18 protein-coding genes are annotated in these 20,635 nt (G+C 40.0%); 17 read left to right on the forward strand and 1 reads right to left on the reverse strand.

Annotated features, from left to right (window positions below; all coding sequences use genetic code 11):
- Nucleotides 1-332: 332 nt before the first annotated feature.
- The 8 genes from DN392_RS08730 (at nt 333) to pyrG (ending at nt 10,255) form a co-directional block, all read left to right on the forward strand.
- A complete protein-coding gene (locus tag DN392_RS08730; protein ID WP_001086763.1) occupies nt 333-2,444 on the forward strand; it encodes a (Fe-S)-binding protein in 2,112 nt (703 codons plus the stop codon).
- Between the two features lie 9 nt (nt 2,445-2,453).
- The gene (locus DN392_RS08735) at nt 2,454-3,737 is read left to right on the forward strand and encodes an acetyl-CoA C-acetyltransferase (RefSeq protein ID WP_002108940.1); all 1,284 of its coding nucleotides are present in this window, start codon (nt 2,454-2,456) and stop codon (nt 3,735-3,737) included.
- A 56-nt stretch (nt 3,738-3,793) separates the two neighbouring features.
- Complete coding sequence (locus tag DN392_RS08740; protein WP_048566720.1) at nt 3,794-4,645, forward strand: 3-hydroxybutyryl-CoA dehydrogenase; 852 nt, start codon at nt 3,794-3,796, stop codon at nt 4,643-4,645.
- 72 nt (nt 4,646-4,717) lie between these two features.
- Complete coding sequence (locus DN392_RS08745) at nt 4,718-5,848, forward strand: acyl-CoA dehydrogenase (protein WP_001009066.1); 1,131 nt, start codon at nt 4,718-4,720, stop codon at nt 5,846-5,848.
- Nucleotides 5,849-5,869: 21 nt separating this feature from the next.
- Nucleotides 5,870-7,009 (forward strand): acyl-CoA dehydrogenase AcdA, encoded by a 1,140-nt coding sequence (acdA, locus tag DN392_RS08750; protein ID WP_088321582.1) that lies wholly within the window; start codon nt 5,870-5,872, stop codon nt 7,007-7,009.
- Nucleotides 7,010-7,075: 66 nt separating this feature from the next.
- Entirely contained in the window at nt 7,076-7,705 is a 630-nt protein-coding gene (locus tag DN392_RS08755; protein WP_000238598.1) for a TetR/AcrR family transcriptional regulator, read from the forward strand.
- A gap of 154 nt (nt 7,706-7,859) precedes the next feature.
- Nucleotides 7,860-8,390: a DNA-directed RNA polymerase subunit delta gene (rpoE, locus tag DN392_RS08760; RefSeq protein ID WP_001009784.1), complete on the forward strand. Its 531-nt coding sequence runs from the start codon at nt 7,860-7,862 to the stop codon at nt 8,388-8,390.
- Between the two features lie 257 nt (nt 8,391-8,647).
- Nucleotides 8,648-10,255 (forward strand): CTP synthase, encoded by a 1,608-nt coding sequence (gene pyrG / locus DN392_RS08765; protein ID WP_000170449.1) that lies wholly within the window; start codon nt 8,648-8,650, stop codon nt 10,253-10,255.
- A 32-nt stretch (nt 10,256-10,287) separates the two neighbouring features.
- Here pyrG and DN392_RS08770 read toward each other — a convergent pair whose 3' ends face one another.
- Nucleotides 10,288-10,812, reverse strand: coding sequence for a DUF2529 domain-containing protein (locus DN392_RS08770; RefSeq protein ID WP_000912405.1), 525 nt, complete (start codon nt 10,810-10,812; stop codon nt 10,288-10,290).
- A 202-nt stretch (nt 10,813-11,014) separates the two neighbouring features.
- Between DN392_RS08770 and spo0F the strand changes: the two genes are divergently transcribed.
- The 9 genes from spo0F to prmC all read left to right on the forward strand — a co-directional run bounded on the left by spo0F (nt 11,015) and on the right by prmC (nt 20,592).
- Nucleotides 11,015-11,383 (forward strand): sporulation initiation phosphotransferase Spo0F, encoded by a 369-nt coding sequence (spo0F, locus tag DN392_RS08775; protein WP_000398593.1) that lies wholly within the window; start codon nt 11,015-11,017, stop codon nt 11,381-11,383.
- Between the two features lie 211 nt (nt 11,384-11,594).
- On the forward strand, nt 11,595-12,452 hold the full coding sequence (locus DN392_RS08780; RefSeq protein WP_001131858.1) for a class II fructose-bisphosphate aldolase: 858 nt from the start codon (nt 11,595-11,597) through the stop codon (nt 12,450-12,452).
- Nucleotides 12,453-12,784: 332 nt separating this feature from the next.
- Entirely contained in the window at nt 12,785-14,074 is a 1,290-nt protein-coding gene (gene murA / locus DN392_RS08785; RefSeq protein ID WP_000413258.1) for a UDP-N-acetylglucosamine 1-carboxyvinyltransferase, read from the forward strand.
- A gap of 116 nt (nt 14,075-14,190) precedes the next feature.
- Nucleotides 14,191-15,156, forward strand: coding sequence for a class II fructose-bisphosphatase (glpX, locus tag DN392_RS08790; RefSeq protein WP_000442336.1), 966 nt, complete (start codon nt 14,191-14,193; stop codon nt 15,154-15,156).
- A gap of 273 nt (nt 15,157-15,429) precedes the next feature.
- Nucleotides 15,430-16,701 carry a transcription termination factor Rho gene (gene rho, locus DN392_RS08795; RefSeq protein ID WP_001053898.1) on the forward strand — a complete coding sequence of 424 codons (1,272 nt, stop codon included), beginning with the start codon at nt 15,430-15,432 and terminating at the stop codon, nt 16,699-16,701.
- Nucleotides 16,702-17,294: 593 nt separating this feature from the next.
- Nucleotides 17,295-17,540, forward strand: a complete 246-nt coding sequence (locus DN392_RS08800; protein ID WP_000643447.1) for a type B 50S ribosomal protein L31 — start codon at nt 17,295-17,297, stop codon at nt 17,538-17,540.
- 110 nt (nt 17,541-17,650) lie between these two features.
- The gene (locus tag DN392_RS08805; RefSeq protein ID WP_000281084.1) at nt 17,651-18,235 is read left to right on the forward strand and encodes a thymidine kinase; all 585 of its coding nucleotides are present in this window, start codon (nt 17,651-17,653) and stop codon (nt 18,233-18,235) included.
- Nucleotides 18,236-18,673: 438 nt separating this feature from the next.
- Nucleotides 18,674-19,741 (forward strand): peptide chain release factor 1, encoded by a 1,068-nt coding sequence (prfA, locus tag DN392_RS08810; RefSeq protein ID WP_002096180.1) that lies wholly within the window; start codon nt 18,674-18,676, stop codon nt 19,739-19,741.
- A complete protein-coding gene (prmC, locus tag DN392_RS08815; RefSeq protein ID WP_001267076.1) occupies nt 19,741-20,592 on the forward strand; it encodes a peptide chain release factor N(5)-glutamine methyltransferase in 852 nt (283 codons plus the stop codon). The genes prfA and prmC overlap by 1 nt, the downstream gene beginning before the upstream one ends.
- Nucleotides 20,593-20,635: the final 43 nt, after the last annotated feature.

Below are 20,635 nucleotides of genomic sequence, written 5' to 3' on the forward strand. Positions count from 1 at the left end.
TTCTTTTCGCCTTCATTTTACTGGCTGCCCGGAAAATCCCGATTGGCTTCACCTTATCCCATATTAAGGGGCGGTAAGCCTCCTACTTAAAAATTAGGCTTACTTAAAGGAATCAGGCGAGAGGAAACAACCCCCTACGGATTAAAGTTTCACTTTATAGTTTCACCGAAATAAACAGCTTTATTAAAAAATATGTTGTTGTATAACAAAAAACTGTTGACTGAATGCTCACTCATTATATAATGAAGACAGGGGATAAAATTCAGAAAATTATATGTTTTTGAAGATTCTAAAAAAGAAAGAGGGCTTACAAAGAGAGGGGTAGCATAAAAATGAATAGCTTACTGATCATTAATTGGCTGGCTGCCATTGCTGTTATTGCTTATGCAGGATATTTGTTTGTGTATCTTATACGGACGAGGATGGCCTACATACAGTTAGGAAAAAAGATTGAATTTGACCGTCGTTTTAAAGAGCGTTGGGATCTCCTTAAGGTCAATGTTTTCGGTCAGAAAAAGCTGCTGAAAGATAAGAAGAGCGGCATTATTCACGTTATGTTCTTTTACGGATTTATTCTTGTCCAATTTGGAGCAATTGACTTCGTTTGGAAAGGACTCGCACCAGGATCACATCTTCCACTTGGACCACTATACCCTGCATTTACATTCTTCCAGGAAATTGTCACACTTGTTATTTTAATTGCAGTCTTTTGGGCTTTTCATAGACGTTATGTTGAGAAGCTAGTTCGTTTAAAACGTAATTTCAAATCAGGTCTTGTTCTTATCTTTATTGGTGGCTTAATGATTTCTGTGCTACTCGGTAATGGGATGGGAATTATATGGCACGGCGAGGAGCTTTCATGGAGTGAACCGATCGCTTCTGCAATCGCTTACGTTTTCTCGGGAATAAATGAAACCGCAGCCATTTCTGTGTTCTATTTCTCTTGGTGGGTGCATCTACTAATTTTGTTAACGTTTTTAGTGTATGTTCCACAATCGAAACACGCGCATTTAATTGCGGGACCAGTTAACGTTTTCTTCGGACGTCTTTCAAATCCAGGGAAACTTGAAAAGATTGACTTTGAAGATGAAACGCAAGAAACATTTGGTGTTGGTAAAATCGAAGACTTTAGACAAAATCAGCTTATTGATTTATACGCTTGCGTAGAGTGTGGTCGCTGTACAAATATGTGCCCGGCAACAGGAACAGGGAAAATGTTATCGCCGATGGATTTAATTTTAAAACTTCGCGATCATTTAACTGATAAAGGAGCAGCAGTGACATCAAAAGCACCGTGGGTTCCAGTAGTTGCTTTTAATAATACACAAGGAAATCAGTTAGCGATGATGGCAGCTGGGAAAGGGCAACAAGAATCAGCAGCTACAACGCTTGCTTACGATCCGAGTTTAATCGGAGATGTTATTACAGAGGAAGAGATTTGGGCTTGTACAACGTGCCGTAACTGTGAAGATCAGTGTCCGGTTATGAATGAGCATGTTGACAAAATTATTGATTTACGCCGCTATCTCGTTTTAACAGAAGGAAAGATGGACGCGGAAGCGCAGCGTGCGATGACAAATATCGAGCGTCAAGGGAATCCGTGGGGACTGAACCGTAAAGAGCGTGAAACTTGGCGCCAAGGTGATGATGAAGTAACGGTTCCAACTGTAAAAGAAAAATCGAAAGCTGGCGAGGAGTTCGAATATTTATTCTGGGTTGGTTCAATGGGATCATATGATAATCGTAGTCAGAAGATTGCGATATCGTTCGCGAAGTTAATGAACGAAGCAGGCATTTCATTCGCGATACTTGGTAATAAAGAAAAGAATTCTGGAGATACACCGCGGCGTCTTGGAAATGAATTTGTCTTCCAAGAGATGGCGACAAAGAATATCGAGGAATTTGAAAAAGCAGGAGTGAAGAAAATCGTTACGATTGATCCTCACGCTTATAACACATTTAAAAATGAGTATCCAGACTTTGGCTTGCAAGCAGAAGTCTATCATCATACAGAATTGTTAGCTCAGTGGGTGAAAGAAGGACGCTTAAAACCTGTTCACGCTATTGAGGAAACAGTTACGTACCATGATTCCTGTTACTTAGGAAGATACAACGAAGTATACGAAGCGCCACGCGATATTTTGAAAGCAATTCCTGGTGTGAATCTTGTAGAAATGGCACGTAACCGTGAAACCGGAATGTGCTGTGGCGCAGGTGGTGGCTTAATGTGGATGGAAGAGACAGCAGGTTCACGTATTAACGTTGCTCGTACAGAACAAGCACTAGCTGTGCAACCATCCATTATCGGTACAGGTTGTCCATATTGCTTAACGATGATTAGCGATGGGACGAAAGCGAAAGAAGTAGAAGAGAAGGTTCAAACTCTTGATGTAACAGAGATTTTAGAACGCTCTGTTATCGGACAGAAGAAAGAAGCGATGTAATCTGCAAGCATGAATACAACTTTAGAGAGAGGTGCAATCATTGCACCTCTTCTCAACGTAAGAACACCGAGCGAGCGCTCGGTGCTAAAAAAAGAGATGGGGGAAATAGATATGAGTAAAACAGTTATTTTAAGTGCTGCAAGAACACCGGTTGGGAAATTTGGAGGATCTTTAAAAGACGTGAAGGCGACAGAACTTGGGGGAATTGCAATTAAAGCAGCACTTGAGAGAGCAAATGTTTCTGCTAGTGATGTTGAGGAAGTTATATTTGGAACAGTTATTCAAGGGGGACAGGGGCAAATTCCATCGCGCCAAGCTGCGAGGGCTGCTGGAATCCCTTGGGAAGTACAGACGGAAACAGTGAATAAAGTTTGTGCATCAGGGCTTCGTGCGGTTACGTTAGCGGATCAAATTATTCGTACTGGCGATCAATCACTAATTGTAGCTGGCGGTATGGAGTCAATGAGTAACAGTCCTTACATTTTACGAGGCGCAAGATGGGGATACAGAATGGGTAACAACGAAATCATCGATTTAAACGTTGCTGACGGCTTGACATGCGCATTTTCAGGTATACACATGGGTGTTTATGGTGGAGAAGTTGCGAAGGAAGATGGAATCTCTCGCGAAGCGCAAGATGAATGGGCATATCGTAGCCATCAGCGTGCGGTTTCAGCGCATAAAGAAGGACGTTTTGAAGAGGAAATCGTGCCAGTAACGATTCCGCAAAGAAAAGGCGATCCTATCGTCGTTGCAAAAGATGAGGCGCCGCGCGCGGATACAACGATTGAAAAATTAGCGAAATTAAAACCTGTATTTGATAAGACGTCGGCAGTGACAGCGGGTAATGCTCCTGGACTAAATGATGGCGGTGCTGCGCTCGTATTAATGAGCGAAGACAGAGCGAAGCAAGAAGGAAGAAAGCCATTAGCAACAATTTTGGCACATACAGCAATTGCAGTGGAGTCTAAAGATTTCCCAAGAACGCCAGGTTATGCAATTAACGAATTGTTGAAAAAAACAGGCAAGACAATTGAAGATATCGATTTATTCGAGATTAATGAAGCATTTGCAGCGGTAGCAATTGCAAGTACAGAGATTGCAGGAATTGACCCAGATAAATTGAATGTAAATGGCGGCGCAGTGGCAATGGGACATCCAATTGGAGCAAGTGGAGCGCGTATTATCGTTACACTTATCCACGCACTGAAGCAGCGCGGCGGCGGAATTGGAATTGCTTCTATTTGTAGCGGTGGCGGTCAAGGTGACGCAATTATGATTGAAGTTCGTTAATTTACGTGTAGGTGATTTTTGATTTATTAACAATTTATATTGAGGGGGAAGAAAGAATGGGTGTACAAAAAATAGTTGTAATTGGTGCAGGACAAATGGGTTCGGGAATCGCACAAGTATGTGCAATGGCAGGATATGATGTGAAGGTACAAGATTTAAAACAAGAGCAATTAGACAGAGGATTGGCTATTATTACGAAAAACTTAGCGCGCCAAGTAGAAAAAGGACGCATGAAGGAAGAAGAGAAGGAAGCGACGTTAAATCGCCTTACAGTAACGCTTGATTTAGATTGTGTGAAGGAAGCGGATCTTGTTATTGAAGCGGCTGTTGAGAAAATGGATATAAAAAAGAAAATCTTTGCGAATCTAGATGAAATTGCTCCAGATCACGCAATTTTAGCGACGAATACGTCATCTCTACCAATTACAGAAATTGCAGCGGTAACGAAACGTCCGGAGAAAGTAATCGGTATGCACTTTATGAATCCCGTTCCGGTTATGAAGCTTGTTGAAATTATTCGTGGTTTGGCTACAGATGATGAGGTGTACGAAACAATTGAAGATATTACGAAAAAAATCGGGAAAGTGCCAGTTGAAGTAAATGATTTCCCAGGATTTGTATCGAACCGTATTTTATTACCGATGATTAACGAAGCGATCTATACGTTATATGAAGGTGTAGCGACGAAAGAAGCGATTGATGAAGTAATGAAACTAGGTATGAATCATCCGATGGGACCACTTACATTAGCTGATTTTATCGGTTTAGATACATGTTTATACATTATGGAAGTGTTGCATGAAGGATTAGGAGATAGTAAATATCGCCCATGTCCATTATTACGCAAGTATGTGAACGCAGGATGGTTAGGACGTAAAACAGGCCGTGGTTTCTACGTTTACGAATAAAGTCCTCCTTTTATTAAAATAGTGGTCTTACCAAATTATTAAAAAGATATATAGCAAACGGAGGCGGAGTACATGAATTTTCATTTTACTGAAGAGCAACAAATGATGAGGAAAATGGTTCGAGATTTTGCGCAGAAGGAAATAGCTCCCTTTGTTCCTAGTATGGAACAAGGGGTGTTCCCAAAAGAGATTTTGCAGAAGATGGGTGAGCTTGGACTAATGGGTATTCCAGCGCCTGCAAAATATGGCGGGGCAGAAATGGATTTTATTTCTTACATTTTAGCAATTGAGGAAATTTCAAAGGTAAGTGCGACGGTTGGTGTAATTTTAGCTGTACATACGTCAGTTGGAATGAACCCGATTTTATATTTTGGAACAGAAGAACAGAAGCAGAAATATGTTTCTAAACTTGCGACTGGTGAATATTTAGGTGCATTTGCATTAACAGAACCAAATGCAGGATCAGATGCAGGGAGTTTGAAATCAAGAGCTGTAAAGAAAGGCGATCACTACATTATTAATGGATCGAAAGTATTTATTACAAATGGCGGTGAAGCAAGTACATACATTGTATTCGCTTCTACAAATCCAGAGGCAGGAAAAAGTGGGATTTCTGCATTTATAGTAGAGAAAGATACACCGGGCTTAATTATCGGCAAAGATGAGCATAAAATGGGACTTCTTGGTTCTCGCACGGTACAACTTACGTTTGAAGATATGAAAGTGCCGGCCGAGAATTTACTTGGTGAAGAAGGACAAGGATTTAAGGTGGCAATGGCGAATTTAGATGTTGGACGAATTGGAATCGGAGCGCAGGCATTAGGAATCGCGGAAGCGGCGCTTGCATGTGCGATTGATTATGCGAAAGAGCGTGAGCAATTCGGCAAGCCAATTGCGGCGCAGCAAGGAATCGGATTCAAACTTGCAGATATGGCAACTAGTGTAGAAGCAGCGCGATTACTTGTATACAGAGCGGCATCGCTAAGAGCGCAAGGATTACCATGCGGTAAAGAAGCTTCTATTGCGAAATTATTCGCTTCTAAGACGGCTGTTGAAGTTGCGATTGAAGCGGTGCAAGTATTTGGCGGTTATGGTTATACGAAAGACTATCCAGTAGAACGATTTTTCCGTGATGCGAAAATCACGCAAATATATGAAGGAACGAGTGAGATACAGAAACTTGTTATTAGTCGAGCTTTATAAAAGGACAAGGGGGAGACGGGAATGCATTTTAAACTATCAGAAGAACATGAAATGATAAGAAAAATGGTTCGGGATTTTGCTAAGAACGAAGTAGCACCGACGGCAGCTGAGCGTGATGAAGAAGAGAGATTTGATCGTGCAATATTTGATCAAATGGCAGAGCTTGGTTTAACCGGAATTCCGTGGCCTGAAGAATACGGTGGAATTGGAAGCGATTACTTAGCGTATGTGATTGCTATCGAAGAATTATCTCGTGTTTGTGCTTCAACAGGTGTAACGCTGTCTGCACACACTTCACTTGCTGGTTGGCCAATTTTTAAATTTGGAACGGAAGAACAAAAGCAAAAGTTTTTACGACCGATGGCAGAAGGAACGAAAATTGGTGCATACGGTTTAACGGAACCAAGTTCTGGCTCAGATGCTGGCGGAATGAGGACAACTGCGAAACGAGATGGAGACCATTACATTTTAAATGGATCGAAAATCTTTATTACAAATGGCGGTATTGCTGATATTTATGTTGTTTTTGCGTTAACTGATCCCGAATCGAAGCAGAGTGGTACGAGCGCGTTTATTGTGGAAAGTGATACACCAGGATTTTCAGTTGGGAAGAAGGAAAGCAAGTTAGGGATTCGCTCTTCACCAACGACTGAAATTATGTTCGAAGATTGCCGTATTCCTGTAGAGAACCTACTCGGGGAAGAGGGCCAAGGATTTAAAGTTGCGATGCAAACATTAGATGGCGGCCGTAATGGTATTGCCGCGCAAGCAGTCGGTATTGCGCAAGGGGCTTTAGATGCTTCTGTAGATTATGCAAGAGAGCGTCATCAGTTTGGGAAACCAATTGCGGCGCAGCAAGGAATTGGCTTTAAACTTGCAGATATGGCAACGGATGTGGAGGCGGCACGTCTTCTAACATACCAAGCGGCTTGGCTTGAATCGGAAGGGCTTCCGTATGGGAAAGAGTCAGCGATGTCAAAAGTATTTGCAGGGGATACAGCGATGAAGGTGACGACTGAAGCGGTACAAGTATTTGGTGGTTACGGTTATACGAAAGATTATCCAGTAGAGCGTTATATGCGCGATGCAAAGATTACACAAATATATGAGGGAACACAAGAGATTCAAAGGCTTGTAATTTCTCGTATGTTAACGAAGTAGGATCAAAGGCGTAGGTATTTTCCTACGCTTTTTCCTTCCAAAAAATAATAGGGAGAGGTGAAGGGGATGGTTAAACACAATGTACATGCGTCCGTGAAAGATGAAAAATTAGTTGCGTTAAGACGTGAACAAATGATTAAAGGTGCGGTGCAATTGTTTAAGCAAAAAGGGTTCCCACGTACAACAACGAGAGAGATTGCGAAGGCGGCTGGGTTTAGTATTGGAACACTTTATGAGTACATTCGTACAAAAGATGATGTTTTATATTTAGTTTGTGATAGTATTTATGAACATGTAAAAGAAAGATTAGAGGAAGTAGTGTGTACAGAGAAGGGAAGTATAGAAAGCTTAAAGATAGCGATAACGAATTATTTTAAAGTGATGGATGAATTGCAAGAAGAAGTATTAATTATGTATCAAGAGGTACGTTTTTTACCGAAAGAATCACTCCCATATGTATTAGAAAAAGAGTTTCAAATGGTCGGGATGTTTGAGAATATTTTAGAGCAGTGTACAGAAAATGGGACATTTACATTAAATAAAAAAGAGATACAGCTTCTTGCACATAACATTTTCATACAAGGACAAATGTGGGGATTTAGACGTTGGGCCCTGCAAAAACTGTATACGCTTGAAGAATATACAGAAATGCAAATTAGGTATGTACTGCAAGGAGCGCATATGTTTCCGAAATAAGGAATAGACAAATTATAATTTTATTACCATATTAAAGTTTCCCGTTTTTTTTGTAGCATATTTGTGCGACTTTTGTTTATAATGAATAGTATGGATTTTTTTAAGCAGACCGTTATATATAAGGTTATATTTGAAGAAAGGAAGTGCCGCATAAGTGAATTTTAAGCAATATTCACCAGAAGAGCTAAAAGAATGTTCAATGATTGAAGTTGTACATAGCGTTTTAGGGGATAAAAGACAAGCAACGACATTCAACGAGTTGGTTCGAGAAATCGCTCAAGTGCTGGGACTATCTCAAGAGCAAGTTAATGCGAAACTCGCACAATTTTATACAGATTTAAACATCGATGGACGTTTCATTAATTTAGGAGAAAATCGTTGGGGACTACGTAGCTGGTACCCATATGAGCAAATTGATGAAGAAATCTTACCTCAGCCAAAACCGAAGAAGAAACGTAAAGTTGAAGAGGACGGTTTTGACGACTACATCGAAGAAGATGAAGACTTCGACGATGCAGAAGCAAGTGAAGAAGAGGTAGAAGATTTGGACAAGGTTCTTGAAGAAGAAGACGGAGATGACGATGATCTTGATGATTTAGATGAAGATGATGAAGATGACTTCGCCGAAGAAGAACTTGAGTACGATGAAGCTGAAGCTGAAGAAGAAGAAGAGGAAGAACTGTAGTTCTTGACTTTTCATTATCGTCCATGTAGAATCATTTTTGGGCTCTTTAAAAAAGGACGATAATACTTTTAAAGTGTAAATATAAAAGAAAATTGCTCCCTACTTATTACTTTATGTGATGAGGGGAGCAATTTTCTTTTTTGTTTTTTGTTTAGAAAATAAAAAGAGTCTAACAATAAGATGGATACAGTGTTATCTACATACGTTGCGCTTTGCAACGGTGATTATATAACAGCAAAATAGGAGGGAGCTTTTTCATGACTAAGTATATTTTTGTAACAGGCGGTGTAGTATCGTCTCTAGGAAAAGGTATTACAGCAGCATCTCTTGGAAGACTTTTAAAAAATCGTGGTTTAAACGTAACGATTCAAAAGTTTGATCCGTACATTAACGTAGACCCAGGGACTATGAGCCCATACCAACACGGTGAGGTATTCGTAACAGATGATGGTGCAGAAACTGATTTAGACCTTGGTCACTATGAGCGTTTCATCGACATCAACTTAAACAAATACAGCAACGTAACAACAGGTAAAATTTACTCTTCAGTTCTTCAAAAAGAGCGCCGTGGTGAATACCTAGGAGGAACAGTTCAAGTTATTCCTCACATTACTAACGAAATTAAAGAGCGTGTATACCGTTCTGGTCGCGAAACAAACGCGGACGTTGTTATTACAGAAATTGGTGGAACTGTTGGTGACATCGAGTCTCTACCATTCTTAGAAGCAATCCGTCAAATTAAGAGCGACATCGGTCGTGACAATGTAATGTACATTCACTGTACGTTAATCCCGTACTTAAAAGCAGCGGGTGAAATGAAAACAAAACCAACGCAACATAGCGTTAAAGAGCTTCGCAGCTTAGGTATTCAACCAAATATTATCGTTGTTCGTACAGAATTGCCTGTTTCTCAAGATATGAAAGACAAGCTTGCATTATTCTGTGACATTGATACAAAAGCAGTTATCGAAGCACGCGATGCAGATACTTTATATGCGGTTCCATTATCTCTTCAAGAGCAAAATATGGACCAAATCGTTTGCGATCACTTAAAATTAGACAATCCAGCTGCAGATATGACAGAATGGACTGCGCTAGTTAATAAAGTACGTAACCTTTCTAAGAAAACAAAAATTGCTCTTGTTGGTAAATACGTAGAGCTTCAAGATGCATACATTTCTGTTGTAGAAGCACTTCGTCATGCGGGTTATTCATTCGACACAGATGTAGAAGTGAAATGGGTAAACGCTGAGCACGTAACACTAGAGAACGTACAAGAATTAGTTGGTGACACAGATGGTATCCTTGTACCTGGTGGATTCGGCGATCGTGGTGTAGAAGGTAAAATCGTTGCAATTCAATATGCTCGTGAAAACAAAGTTCCATTCTTAGGAATTTGCCTAGGTATGCAACTTGCATCAATCGAATTCGCACGTAACGTATTAGGATTAGAAGGAGCTAACTCTTCTGAAATAAATCCTGACACACCTTATGCAATCATTGACTTATTACCAGAACAAAAAGATGTAGAAGACTTAGGTGGCACACTTCGTCTTGGTCTATACCCATGTAAGCTTGCTGAAGAAACAAATGCTTACAATGCTTACAACGAGCCGGTTGTATATGAGCGTCATCGTCATCGTTATGAGTTCAACAATCAATTCCGTCCGGATATGGAAAAAGAAGGATTTGTATTCTCTGGTACAAGCCCAGACGGTCGTCTAGTTGAAATCATTGAATTAAAAGACCACCCTTGGTTCGTGGCAGCACAGTTCCATCCAGAACTTGTATCTCGTCCAAATCGTCCACAACCATTGTTCCATGACTTCGTAAGTGCTTCTATTACGAATAAAGAGAGCAAGTAATAAAAAAAAGCGCCTGAAATAGGGCGCTTTTTTTAATATTCATTTAACATTTCATCGATTGTAAATTTGATTCCATGATATGCAAATAAAGCTATCATTAAACTTGGGAATCCGTAGCGATTGCCTTCATCGTCTGGAATAAGGCCTTTTAACAGCTTAGTATCAATATGTACATCTGTATATTGTTCTAGTGATTCAGTACCTTCTTGAATAGCAGAGATGCCGACAATAGAGTGTCCATCAGCTTGAAGTTTTTTTGCCATTGCTACAACTTCTTCATCTGTTGAAAAACGGCTAATAAGAAGTACGCGGTCTGCAGAAGTTACCTCTACTTCTTTACCATTTTCAAATAATCGTTTTGCTTGCTTCATTGGCTCAGCACCGAATAATGCTTCAGCAACAACGCCCTCCATTTCATTTGTACCATGTAAATAAATGAAACCGTCGCCAACTAATGCTTGAGCAAGTAGACGGGCGCTATCTTCTATATTCATTTCTTCTTTTTGAGAAACTCTGGAGAAATAACCACTTAATTGAGTTGAAAAAATTTTTAACATAATGTTACTCCCTTTCGTACGTGTTTACCGGCTTTCATTATAGTTTATTTTTTTAGAAAGGTGAAATCGAAGGGTAGCATAACAAAATAGGAAACGGTAAAATAAGAAAGAATAGGAAGGGATTTGCCAAAGAATAGCGAAAATTAATCGTTAAGATATAAGAAGCTTTAAATCTTGTATTTATACAGAAAGGTTGGGAGTTATGGAAGGTAAAATTTTAATCGTTGATGATCAATATGGCATTCGTGTGTTATTACATGAAGTGTTCCAAAAAGAAGGTTATCAGACATTCCAAGCAGCGAATGGATTTCAAGCTTTAGATATCGTGAAAAAAGATAATCCAGATTTAGTAGTGTTAGATATGAAAATTCCAGGTATGGATGGTATAGAGATTTTAAAACATGTAAAGGAAATTGATGAGAGTATTAAAGTAATTTTAATGACTGCTTATGGAGAGCTTGATATGATCCAAGAAGCGAAAGATTTAGGAGCTTTAATGCACTTTGCTAAACCGTTTGATATTGATGAGATTCGTCAAGCGGTGAGAGAACAGCTTGCTGTAGAGGCGTAAAAAATGAATTTTTTATAAAAAATATGGAAAAAAGCGTTTACATGGACTAATGAGCAGGTGAATACGGTTGAGTTTTTGAGTACAAGTTGTTATCCTATTGAGTGTAGAAAAAAGTCCGGTATGTAAATATACATATTTTACCTTATTCTGGTCATACTACCAGCGATAAGAACTTATCGGATACAAAAAACGTTTTTTAGGAGGATTCACCATGCCTTTAGTTTCTATGAAAGAAATGCTAAACACAGCACTAGAAGGAAAATACGCAGTTGGTCAATTCAACATGAACAACTTAGAGTGGACTCAAGCTATCTTAGCTGCTGCGGAAGAAGAAAAGTCTCCTGTAATCCTAGGTGTATCTGAGGGTGCAGCTCGTCATATGACTGGTTTCAAAACAGTTGTAGCTATGGTTAAAGCTTTAATCGAAGAAATGAACATCACTGTTCCTGTAGCGATTCACCTTGACCATGGTTCAAGCTTCGAAAAATGTAAAGAAGCAATTGATGCAGGTTTCACATCTGTAATGATCGACGCTTCTCACCACCCATTCGAAGAAAACGTTGAAACTACTAAAAAAGTAGTAGAATACGCACACGCTCGTAACGTATCTGTTGAAGCTGAGCTTGGAACAGTTGGCGGACAAGAAGACGACATCATCGCTGAAGGCGTAATTTACGCTGATCCAGCAGAGTGTAAGCACCTTGTTGAAGCAACAGGTATCGATTGCCTAGCTCCAGCTTTAGGTTCTGTACACGGTCCTTACAAAGGTGAGCCTAACTTAGGATTCGCTGAAATGGAACAAGTTCGTGACTTCACTGGCGTACCTTTAGTATTACACGGTGGTACTGGTATCCCAACTGCTGATATCGTAAAAGCTATTTCTTTAGGTACTTCAAAAATTAACGTAAACACTGAGAACCAAATTGAGTTTACAAAAGCTGTTCGTGAAGCATTAAGCAAAGACCAAGAAGTTTACGATCCTCGTAAATATATTGGACCTGGCCGCGACGCTATTAAAGCAACTGTTGCTGGTAAAATGCGTGAATTCGGTTCTAACGGTAAAGCGTAAGAATAAAATTCCGTTTTGGAAACCGTCTAGTCTTTTAGACGGTTTCCTTTCGTTGTATAATGAAAGCGTGAACAAGTCTAAAGATTTTTATCATTTTGTTTTTGAAATAGAAAATAATGTGCATAGTCCTATTAATAAATGTGATAATGTATCTAAATTGATAATGTAAATTCGATGAATAGTTAATCTTTATCTATTCGTACTACGGGAGAAATGAAGATAATGGTTTCCTATTTATTGAGTGTTAGGGTGGAAAGAGTGATTGAGATTCTTAAGGGGAGCTTTCTATAAGGATATAGAAAGTAAATACATTCACAAGAAGGGAGCTCAATATGGAAAAATTGCTAATTGAAGGCGGAAGAGCTTTAAATGGAACAATTCGAGTGAGTGGTGCAAAGAACAGCGCCGTTGCACTAATTCCAGCGACAATTTTAGCAGATACTCCAGTAACTATTGGTGGTGTCCCTAATATTTCGGACGTGAAAATGTTAGGAGACTTGCTAGAGGAAATTGGAGGAAGAGTAGCTTATGGACAGGAGGAAGAGATGATAGTCGATCCTTCTAACATGGTTGCAATGCCTTTACCGAATGGAAAAGTGAAAAAATTGCGTGCTTCTTATTATTTAATGGGTGCGATGCTTGGCCGTTTTAAAAAAGCTGTTATTGGGCTTCCAGGTGGATGTCATTTAGGACCGAGGCCTATTGATCAGCATATTAAAGGATTTGAAGCGTTAGGTGCACATGTTACGAATGAACAGGGTGCGATTTATTTAAGAGCAGATGAATTGCGCGGGGCACGTATTTATTTAGATGTTGTTAGTGTAGGAGCTACAATTAATATTATGCTAGCAGCTGTGCGAGCGAAAGGTAGAACTGTTATTGAAAACGCAGCGAAAGAACCAGAGATTATTGATGTAGCTACATTGTTAACAAGCATGGGTGCACGCATTAAAGGTGCGGGCACAGATGTAATCCGAATTGATGGTGTGGATTCACTGCACGGTTGTCACCATACGATCATTCCGGATCGTATTGAAGCGGGTACGTATATGATTTTAGGAGCTGCATCAGGAGGAGAAATAACGGTTGATAATGTGATTCCTCAGCATTTAGAGTCAGTTACAGCGAAGTTAAGAGAAGCTGGTGTCCAAGTTGAAACGAACGATGACCAAATTACAGTGAACGGTAATAGAAGGTTAAAAGTAGTTGATATAAAAACGCTTGTATATCCGGGATTCCCAACAGATTTACAACAACCATTTACAACGCTTTTAACAAAGGCGCACGGAACGGGTGTTGTAACGGATACGATTTACGGCGCACGCTTTAAACACATTGATGAATTACGTCGTATGAATGCACAAATTAAAGTGGAAGGTCGTTCGGCAATTGTAACTGGTCCTGTTTTATTACAAGGTGCAAAAGTGAAAGCGAGTGATTTGCGAGCTGGAGCGGCCCTTGTTATTGCAGGGTTAATGGCGGATGGAATTACAGAAGTAACCGGACTTGAGCATATTGATCGAGGTTATGAAAATATAGTAGACAAGCTTAAAGGTCTTGGCGCAAACATTTGGCGAGAACAAATGACAAGTCAAGAAATTGAAGAGATGAAGAACGCATAAGTGATACTTCCGCAAGGGGGAAGCGAAGCATCACTACTTGCGGAAGTATACTTTGTAGAGAAACACGGTTCACAAAATACGGCAGAAATATAAAGACTTAAAGGAGAGGGATTATCGTGGAAAGAAGTTTATCTATGGAGTTAGTACGTGTAACAGAGGCTGCAGCATTATCATCAGCGCGTTGGATGGGGCGCGGGAAAAAGGATGAGGCAGACGGTGCAGCAACATCAGCTATGCGTGATGTATTTGATACAATCCCGATGAAAGGTACAGTTGTAATTGGTGAAGGCGAGATGGACGAAGCACCAATGCTGTATATCGGAGAGAAATTAGGTACAGGATATGGACCACGTGTAGACGTTGCGGTTGATCCTTTAGAAGGGACAAACATCGTAGCAGCTGGTGGATGGAATGCTCTTGCTGTTATTGCAATTGCAGATCATGGTAATTTGTTACATGCTCCTGACATGTACATGGATAAAATCGCGGTTGGCCCAGAAGCGGTTGGGGCGGTCGATATTGATGCGCCTATTATCGATAACTTACGTGCGGTTGCGAAAGCGAAAAATAAAGATATTGAAGATGTTGTAGCGACAGTTTTAAACCGTCCACGTCATCAAGCGATTATCGAAGAAATTCGTAAAGCTGGTGCTCGTATTAAATTAATTAACGATGGAGATGTGGCTGGAGCAATTAACACCGCATTTGATCGCACAGGTGTAGATATTTTATTCGGCTCTGGTGGAGCACCTGAGGGTGTATTAGCAGCAGTTGCATTAAAATGTTTAGGTGGAGAAATTCATGGAAAGCTTCTGCCTCAAAATGAAGCTGAATTAGCTCGCTGTAAAAAAATGGGTATTGAAGATATAAATCGTATCCTTCGCATGGAAGACTTAGTAAAAGGTGACGATGCAATCTTTGCGGCAACAGGCGTAACAGACGGAGAACTATTACGCGGCGTTCAATTTAAAGGTAGCGTAGGAACAACACAATCCCTTGTTATGCGTGCAAAATCAGGCACAGTACGCTTCGTAGACGGACGTCATAGCTTGAATAAAAAACCAAACTTGGTTATTAAGTAAAAAGCGTAAGCAGCTCGTTCAGAATGGGAGGGGCATTGTAGCTCCTGACCATTCTAGCTACTGGAACTAGGTTAAATAAAAGCGAAGACAAATTTTCTTGTCTTCGCTTCTTGTATTTGTGTTTCAACGTATTGATTAAAACTAGATAAAAGGGTTACAATAGTGAATATTACCCTACTTGAACTTATTGCCTTTCATTATTAATTATTTGCCTTCCGTATTTTTTCCCTTTACCCATGTGAAAAGAGAATAACGTTAAAGTGTGGTGTCTGAATGAATTTGTCAATTGCAGCATTAGAAAACATGAAATTAAAAGAGTTATACGAGCTTGCGAAAGAATTTAAGATTTCGTATTATAGCAAATTAACGAAAAAAGAGTTAATCTTCGCTATCCTAAAAGCTCGAGCAGAAAAAGAAGGTTTCTTCTTCATGGAAGGCGTATTAGAAATTATTCAATCAGAAGGATTTGGATTCCTACGTCCTATCAACTATTCTCCAAGCTCAGAAGATATTTATATCTCAGCTTCGCAAATTCGTCGTTTCGATTTACGTAATGGAGACAAGGTTTCTGGTAAAGTACGACCTCCGAAAGAAAATGAACGCTATTTTGGATTATTACAAGTTGAAGCTGTAAACGGAGATGATCCAGAGTCAGCAAAAGAGCGTGTGCATTTCCCTGCATTAACACCATTATACCCAGATCGCCAAATGAAATTGGAAACGGAACCGAAAAAGTTACCGACACGCATCATGGATTTAATCGCACCAGTTGGATTTGGACAACGTGGTTTAATTGTCGCGCCTCCAAAGGCTGGTAAAACAAGTCTATTAAAAGAAATCGCACACAGTGTTACAACAAATCACCCGGAAGCTGAATTAATTGTACTTTTAATTGATGAGCGTCCAGAGGAAGTAACAGACATCGAACGTTCTGTTAAAGGAGATGTTGTAAGCTCTACTTTTGATGAAGTGCCAGAAAATCATATTAAAGTAGCGGAACTTGTGTTAGAACGTGCAATGCGTCTTGTAGAGCACAAAAAAGATGTTATCATTTTAATGGATAGTATTACCCGTTTAGCGCGAGCTTACAACCTTGTTATTCCGCCAAGTGGTAGAACATTATCGGGTGGTATCGACCCAGCTGCCTTCCATAGACCGAAGCGTTTCTTTGGAGCTGCACGTAATATTGAAGAAGGCGGTAGCTTAACGATTTTAGCAACAGCGCTTGTTGATACAGGATCTCGTATGGACGATGTAATTTACGAAGAATTTAAAGGAACTGGAAATATGGAACTTCACTTAGATCGTTCATTAGCTGAGCGTCGTATCTTCCCGGCAATTGATATTCGCCGTTCTGGTACACGTAAAGAAGATCTATTAATTCCGAAAGAACATTTAGACAAGCTATGGGGTATTCGTAAAACAATGCGTGATACACCAGACTTTGTCGAAGGTTTCTTACGTAAACTTCGTCAAACAAAGACAAATGAAGAATTTTTACAAAACATTGTTGCAGACTCAAAAAGATATGTAACAACTAAGTAAAGGGAAAAGATTGGGACTCGCTTATTTTGTGGTAAGCGAGTTTTTTATGTTTTTTTAAGGGAATATTAGAGAGAGCAATATATGGGGGAATTTTGTTTTTTGAGATGAAAATCATATTTGGGTCGAGAGTTTGAAGTGTCCTGGATTCTGAACGAGCCGCTTGTGCTTTTAATTCGATCCAGCTTCAGCGGCTAGAATGGTCGGTGGCTTCACTTCTTCCTACGAGGCAAAAAGCGCCTCTACCGTCCGATGCTCCATCCCCCTCCCATTCTGAGCGAGCTCCATCCCCCTCCCATTCTAAACGAGCCGCTTGTGCTTTTAATTATATCCAGCTCCAGCGGCTAGAATCTCCGGCCATTTCGCTCTCTCGGTCGAAGCAAAAAGCGCTTCTTGGTCGAGAGCTCCAATGTCCTGCGATTCTGAATGAGCCGCTTGCGCTTTTAAATTTTAAAAAGACAAAAACAGGTAGTTGCAAAATGGAGTTAGCCTTGTTATAATTTCATCATATGTGTTTCATCAATATAGTTGTGTAAGCAGCTGAAGATGAAAAACTCTGTTTCGAAAATGATTCAGGGCGGAAGGAGATGAAAAGAATGAAAGCAGGAATCCATCCAAATTACAATAAAGTTGTATTTATGGACACGAACACAGGCTTCAAATTCTTAAGCGGGTCTACTAAAGGCTCTAGCGAAACTGTTGAGTGGGAAGATGGTAACACTTATCCATTACTAAAAATTGAGATCAGTTCTGATTCTCACCCATTCTACACTGGACGTCAGAAGTTTGCTACTGCAGACGGACGTGTTGACCGCTTCAATAAGAAATACGGTATCAAGTAATAAAGAACATAAAACAGGCAAGTGTATGTATTCGCTTGTCTGTTTTTTTTGCAAAAATATTAAACCTTTACCCTACTTTGGATTAGGAAAGTAGATGAAAGGAGAGCTCAATGTACTTAATGAATCAAAATGGTTGGATTGAAGTGATTTGCGGGAGTATGTTTTCTGGAAAATCAGAAGAGCTCATCCGCCGTATACGCCGTACGCAATTTGCGAAACAACATGCGATTGTATTTAAACCATGTATTGATAATCGTTATAGTGAAGAAGATGTTGTATCACATAATGGATTAAAGGTTAAAGCAGTTCCTGTTTCAGCTTCAAAAGATATATTTAACCATGTAGCAGAAGAAATGGATGTTATTGCAATCGATGAGGTACAATTTTTTGATGGGGACATTGTGGAAGTGGTGCAAGTATTGGCAAATCGTGGCTATCGTGTCATTGTAGCTGGATTAGACCAAGATTTCCGTGGTCTACCATTTGGACAAGTTCCTCAGCTGATGGCGATTGCTGAACATGTAACTAAGTTGCAGGCAGTGTGTTCTGCATGCGGATCTCCTGCAAGTCGTACGCAACGTTTAATCGATGGAGAACCAGCGGCATTTGATGATCCAATTATTTTAGTTGGGGCTTCAGAATCGTATGAACCACGTTGTCGTCATTGTCATGCAGTACCTACAAAACAAAGATAAATGAAACTCGCTATGTAGAGCGGGTTTTTTTCGAAAATAGATGAAGATTGGTGGCCGGCTCTTCGTACAGCTAAGAACTTTAGGCAGTCAGAGCTGAGCAAGCCGCTTACGCTTTTAAATATTATCTAGCTCCAGCGGCTAGAATGGTCGGTGGTTTCGCTTCTTCCTGCGAGGCAAAGAGCGCCTCTCTGTCAGAAGCTCCAACCTCCTCCCATTCTGAGCAAGCCGCTTACGCTTTTAAATATATCTAGTTCCGGTGGCTAGCTCTTCGTGTCTAAGAACCTCCCGCACGAGAAGACAAAAAGCGTCTTCTGTGCGAGAGAACCTTAGCCAGTCAGAGCTGAGTGAGCCACCTCCACTTTTAAATATAATTTGCGTTTTTTTGATTAAGTACCATATACTATTTGTATTAGATACTAGGATGTAGAGGTGAATGGTGTGTTAGATCGTTTGCAGGCTGTAGAAGATCGTTATGAGAAGTTAAATGAATTGTTAAGTGATCCAGAGGTTATTAGCGATACGAATAAGCTTCGTGAGTATTCAAAGGAACAATCTGATATGCAGGAAACGGTAGAGGTGTACCGTGAGTATAAAGATGTTCGTGAGCAATTAAGAGATGCAAAAGCAATGTTAGAAGATAAGTTAGACGCTGATATGCGTGACATGGTAAAAGAAGAGGTTTCTGAATTAGAAGGACAAGATAAAGAATTGTCAGAGCGTCTGAAAATTTTACTTGTTCCAAAAGACCCTAATGATGATAAAAACGTTATCGTTGAGGTTCGTGGTGCTGCTGGTGGTGACGAGGCCGCTTTATTTGCTGGTGATTTATATCGTATGTATAGCCGTTATGCTGAGGTACAAGGTTGGAAAACTGAAATTATCGAAGCGAGCTATACAGAGTTAGGTGGATATAAAGAGATTATCTTTATGATTAACGGTAAAGGTGCTTTCGCGAAGCTGAAATTCGAGAATGGTGCTCACCGTGTACAACGTGTTCCTGAAACGGAATCTGGTGGACGTATTCATACATCTACAGCAACTGTAGCTGTATTACCAGAGGCAGAAGAAGTAGAAATTAGTATTCATGAAAAAGATGTTCGTGTTGATACGTTTGCTTCTAGTGGTCCTGGTGGACAAAGTGTTAATACAACGATGTCAGCGGTACGTTTAACGCATTTACCGACTGGTGTAGTTGTATCGTGTCAGGATGAGAAATCACAAATCAAGAATAAAGAAAAAGCGATGAAAGTATTACGCGCACGTGTTTATGATAAGTTTAGACAAGAAGCGCAAGCTGAGTATGATCAAAACCGTAAACAAGCTGTTGGTACGGGTGATCGTTCAGAGCGTATTCGTACGTATAATTTCCCGCAAAACCGCGTTACAGACCATCGAATCGGTTTAACGATTCAAAAGCTAGATCAAATCTTACAAGGTAAGTTAGATGATTTCATCAATGCCTTAGTGATGGAAGATCAGGCTCAAAAGATGGAGGCAGCTGAGTAATGCGTGTCTATGAAGCCCTGAAATGGGCTTCTTCTTTTTTACAGGAAAATGGACGAGATGAAAATGCGGGAGAACTTGTCCTTTGTCATGTATTAAAGACGAACAGAACCGGAATGCTCATGAATATGCGTGAAGAAATAACTGTGGAACAAGAAACAAGTTTTACGGAGTTTATTCACAAGCATGTAGAAGGTATTCCTATTCAATATATGATTGGTTATGAAATGTTTTATGGACGGTCGTTCTTTGTGAATGAAGAAGTATTAATACCAAGACCGGAAACAGAAGAGCTTATAGTGGGAGTGTTAGAAAGAATCGAGCGTCATTTTGGCGATGAGAAACTACATGTGGCGGACATTGGTACAGGTAGTGGAGCGATTTCAATTACGCTTGCTTTAGAAAATAAAAATCTTCATGTGTATACGGTAGATATTGCACAAGAGTCGATTGAAGTTGCAAAAGAAAATGCAAAAACTTTAGGCGCAGAAGTAACGTTCTATCATGGTGATTTATTGTCACCATTTTATAAAACAGGTCAAAAGTTAGATGTTGTTGTTTCAAACCCTCCATATATACCGGAAGAGGATTGGCGTGGCCTTTCTCCTGTGGTGAAAGAGCATGAGCCAAAGAGAGCACTTGTTGGCGGTGAAGACGGATTAGATTTCTATCGCCGTTTTATGGAAGAGTTGCCGAATGTATTGCAGAAGAAAGCAATTGTGGCATTTGAAATTGGAGTAGGGCAAGGTGAGGATGTAAAATGGTTGTTACAACAAGCTTTTCCACATGCTCATGTTGAGGTTGTTTTTGATATTAATGGAAAAGATCGTATGGTATTTGCAGAGATGGAGTAAGGTTCACACCTTACTCTATTTTTTTTGTGGAAAAATTTATATA

It is taken from the genome of Bacillus sp. BB51/4, assembly GCF_008368845.1.
Lineage (GTDB): Bacteria > Bacillota > Bacilli > Bacillales > Bacillaceae_G > Bacillus_A > Bacillus_A wiedmannii.